This window comes from Mesorhizobium sp. M5C.F.Ca.IN.020.32.2.1 (assembly GCF_004023105.1).
GTDB lineage: Bacteria > Pseudomonadota > Alphaproteobacteria > Rhizobiales > Rhizobiaceae > Mesorhizobium > Mesorhizobium wenxiniae.
This window is the reverse complement of the sequence record NZ_RZSX01001571.1, coordinates 1-603: the sequence shown is the minus strand read 5'-3', so window position 1 is coordinate 603 and position 603 is coordinate 1. Positions and strand designations below refer to the sequence as shown.

The window sequence follows — 603 nt, the reverse complement described above, 5'->3', positions numbered from 1 at the left end:
GGCAAAAGATCGGCGGTGATCGGTGCATCGATATCGTCGCCGCGCGCCAGGATCATCAGTCGCTCGACGTTGTTGCGCAACTGGCGGACGTTGCCTGGCCAGTTGTGCGCCTGCAGCACCGCCAGCGCGTCGTCGCCGATGCGCCGCGGCCGGATACCGGCCTGGCGGGCGATCTGTTTCATGAAATTGTCGACAAGATAGGGGATGTCCTCCCGCCGCTCGGCCAATCCCGGCACCATGACCGGAACCACCGCCAGACGGTGATAGAGATCCTCCCGGAAACGACCGTCGGCGATCATCGCCTCCAGGTTCTGCGAGGTCGACGAAATGATTCGGACATCGACCTTGACCCGTTTGGTGCCTCCTACCCGCTCAAACTGCTGTTCGACCAGCACGCGCAGAATCTTGTTTTGCGTTTCGCGCGGCATGTCGGCCACTTCGTCGATGTAGAGAATGCCCCGATGGGCTTCCTCAAGCGCGCCGACCTTGCGTTCGACACCGTTGGATTCGGTACCGAACAGCTCGACCTCCATGCGTTCGGGCGTGATGTTGGCAGCGCTCAGCGTGACAAATGGTGCGCTCTTGCGCGCCGACAGCGTGTGG

1 protein-coding gene is annotated in these 603 nt (G+C 62.2%); it reads right to left on the bottom strand.

What is annotated here, in order from left to right; all coding sequences use genetic code 11:
- On the bottom strand, positions 1-603 hold a 603-nt coding region (locus EOA86_RS37515; protein ID WP_164892448.1), incomplete at both ends, for a sigma 54-interacting transcriptional regulator.